The organism is Streptomyces chiangmaiensis, assembly GCF_036281785.1.
In the GTDB taxonomy this organism is placed as follows: Bacteria; Actinomycetota; Actinomycetes; order Streptomycetales; family Streptomycetaceae; genus Streptomyces; species Streptomyces chiangmaiensis.
Map to the genome: position 1 here is coordinate 1 of NZ_JAYWVC010000451.1, position 2,910 is coordinate 2,910.

Annotated in this window: 5 protein-coding genes and 1 pseudogene; all 6 read right to left on the reverse strand. The window is 67.3% G+C overall.

All coding sequences use genetic code 11. The features are described from left to right. Positions 1 to 348, reverse strand: a pseudogene (locus VXC91_RS44195) (tyrosine-type recombinase/integrase); the annotation flags it as partial. Between the two features lie 63 nt (positions 349 to 411). Continuing rightward, positions 412 to 888, reverse strand: a complete 477-nt coding sequence (locus VXC91_RS44200) for a hypothetical protein (protein ID WP_329512984.1) — start codon at positions 886 to 888, stop codon at positions 412 to 414. Positions 889 to 956: 68 nt separating this feature from the next. Next, positions 957 to 1,394, reverse strand: coding sequence for a site-specific integrase (locus tag VXC91_RS44205; RefSeq protein ID WP_329512985.1), 438 nt, complete (start codon positions 1,392 to 1,394; stop codon positions 957 to 959). Between the two features lie 186 nt (positions 1,395 to 1,580). Beyond that, positions 1,581 to 1,904 (reverse strand): DUF202 domain-containing protein, encoded by a 324-nt coding sequence (locus VXC91_RS44210; RefSeq protein ID WP_329512986.1) that lies wholly within the window; start codon positions 1,902 to 1,904, stop codon positions 1,581 to 1,583. After that, positions 1,901 to 2,293, reverse strand: a complete 393-nt coding sequence (locus VXC91_RS44215) for a YidH family protein (protein ID WP_329512987.1) — start codon at positions 2,291 to 2,293, stop codon at positions 1,901 to 1,903. Before VXC91_RS44215 ends, VXC91_RS44210 begins: the two co-directional genes overlap by 4 nt. Next, entirely contained in the window at positions 2,290 to 2,841 is a 552-nt protein-coding gene (locus VXC91_RS44220; protein ID WP_329512988.1) for an NUDIX hydrolase, read from the reverse strand. The genes VXC91_RS44215 and VXC91_RS44220 overlap by 4 nt, the downstream gene beginning before the upstream one ends. Positions 2,842 to 2,910: the final 69 nt, after the last annotated feature.

Below are 2,910 nucleotides of genomic sequence, written 5' to 3' on the forward strand. Positions count from 1 at the left end.
CCGGTATGCCTCGAACCGGTCGTTGATCGAGCCGGGCTGCAGGCGGCCACCGCGTTCGGTGATCCACAGGGCCGGGTGATCGGGGAACCCGAAGCGCGGCCGGACGTTCCCGACGTAGTCGGCGACAGCTTCGACGGCCCAGTCCATCACCGACAGCACGTTCCGCCGCCGCGGCGGCTGGCCCTTCTTCGCCTTGCCGTAGCGGACATTGAGCGTGCCGTACCGGCCGAACTGCCGAGCCTGCGGGTTGCGTCCGGAGTCGACCACATCGAGCTTGGACATCTCGGTCCGGCGAAGCCCCCACCCGTAGATGACCTTGAGCAACGTGGCGTCGCGGTAGTCCGCCAAGGCGCCCTTGCGTTTCGTCCGAACTGCGCGATCGACCTGATCGTCGGCGTAGTCGAGGAAGAGCTACAACTCTTCCCGTGTAATGGGCCTCGCCTCCGGGTCGCCTTCGTAATCTTGAAAGTGAGGGAGGGTGTTCCATTCATGACAGATCGCCACCGGATAGGTGCCGAAGGCTTCTTCGCATGCCGGGCCCCAGCCGTAACGGGCGTCGATGAGGAGCTCGGTGAACAGCCGAACAGTGCCCTGATAACTGTGGACCGTGGACGGCGCCAAGTGCCTCTCGCTCGTCAGTGACGCCGACCACTCGTTCAGGTGGGCCGGCGTCCACCCCCATGGGTACTCGTTAGCGAACTCCAGGAACCGGTGGATCAGCCGTTCCCTCGGGTCGATCGTCTCGTCCTTCAGCCCTCGCGACTTCTGCTGAGCACCCCAGCCCCGCAGCATCGCGTCGAACATCGCGTCCTCGGGACGCAGCTGGACCACTCCAGAGACGAGCTCCAGATGAGCCGACCCGGCCAGGGCAACCTTGAGCTGATGCACCACTCCAGACCATCCCTTCTGGAGGGCAGGTCATCCATCAGAAGGGATCAGTTCAGCAACACCCGTGCTCAGGAAGCCAGTTCGTAGAGGCTACGGGCTCCCTCTGCTTCCTGCCGCGACCAGGCGACCTGCGGCTTCTCGCCCGCCTGATGCAATTCCCGAGGATTGACGTATCGCATTGTCGTGGCGATCCAGGAATGCCCGAAAACCTCCTGAATTGCGACCAGATCCAGTCCGCCTCGGTAGAGCTCCGACGCGCAGAAGTGCCGTAGGACGTGCGGTGTCAACTCCTCTACCCAACCTGGCAGATGGGATTTGACCGCAGCCTCCAGGCCGCTACACAGGGCGTCGTCGCCGACCCTTCGTGCGGACCCGACAGCATGCTTGAGCTCGGACGGGAACAGCGGGGCGCCGGGCCGAGTGTGGTCGTGGTCGAACTGGCCCCACACGTCCTCGATGAACCACGGCAGGGTGCGGTCGGCGCCGTTGATCAGCGGCCCGGACACGCACCGACCCGAGGTGGGCGACCCCGCTGGTGAGGGCTCTGCTGGTCCTGACGAACCGCGAAGTCTCCCGGTGACCGACGATCTTCGCTGAAGTCACACGTCCGCGACCAGCACGAGCATCCAGCACCCCGCGCACACCAGACCCGTGACCTGCAACTTCACGATGCACAGTGCTTATTCATCGAATCAGTAGACCACGAGCACCGCCGCACAGGCCGCCAGGGCCATCGTGCACAGCGCTGCGGCCGTCGCGTGCCGCGGAGCGAGTGGCGGTGGCCTGTCCGCGCCGGCCAGGGCACGGATACGGCGGTGGGCGACCAGCAGGAAGCCAAGCCAGAGTGCGCAGCACAGCGCACCGTCGGCGCCGGCGAGTGATGCGCCGCCGTGCAGGGACGTCTTCACGGCGAGCGCCCCAGCCACACTGACGGACAGCGTCGTACGCCGCCAGGCGAGCCGTGTCCGCTCGGGTTGCAGCCCCGGATCACGGGCGGGGGATCCCGGTGGGCTCATCCCGCCCATCCGACGAGTACGACTATGACCATGGCGACCGCGACGACTGCGACGGCGACCCCCAGCAGGGCCGGGAACCGCGACATCGGCAGGTCCTCACCATGCCGCATCGCGCGCTCGCAGCGCAGCCAGTGGTTGATCGCGCGCAGCGAGCACAGCGCGCCGGCTGCCAGGAGCGCGAGCGCCAGGCCCACGCGCCAGGCCCAGCGCAGGTGCGGCAGGAACTGGTCCACGGCGAAGCCGCCACCGATGATCGCGAGAGCGGTGCGCTGCCAGGCCAGGAATGTGCGTTCGTTCGCCAGCGAGAACCGGTAGTCGGGTGTACTGCCGTCATCCCTGATCTCCCCCGGGACGAACCACAGACGGATGTTCCGCACGAACTCGGTCACGTTAGGGGCCCTGCCCAGCAGGTGTCGTCGGTGGTTGCTGGGCTGCTGCAGCCCAGCGCCTGGTACCCCTTCAGCCGCTCGTGGGCCGCGAGGCCGTCCGGTACCTTCTCCCGGTCCCGCAGCTGCCGTTTCGCCTTGTCTTTGGTCAGGGAGTCGTAACAGGCGACTCCCTCGGTCTGCGGGCGGCTGGGGAGGTGGCAGCGGACCTGGTGGACGGCCGACCACCAACTGTGCCCATGGCCGTCCTCGTCGAGGAACGTGCCGAGGTACTCGGGGCGGGGGAGTCCGGAGGCACTCAGCTCCTTCTCGGCCTCGTGCAGGGCCGTCCCGCCGTACGGCTCACCCTCGCCGACGGACTTGCTGCGGAAGGCGGGGAAGGCGGGCTTGGCAGGAGGGTGGTGGACGAAGTGGTGTGTTTGGGCGTCCTTGGCCTGGATGAGGACACCGTGGTGGTGCAGCCCCTTGGTGTACGCCTCAGCGCGGGGGGACTGTCCGACGACCCGGTGGTGCTCGTCGACGATGTCGGGGACCTCGTCTGCAGCGCTCATGGCACCCCTTCCAAGCAGGCTGCTCGGCCGTGCCCCGGTCCGACGGACCGACCAGCCTTGTGGATCAGT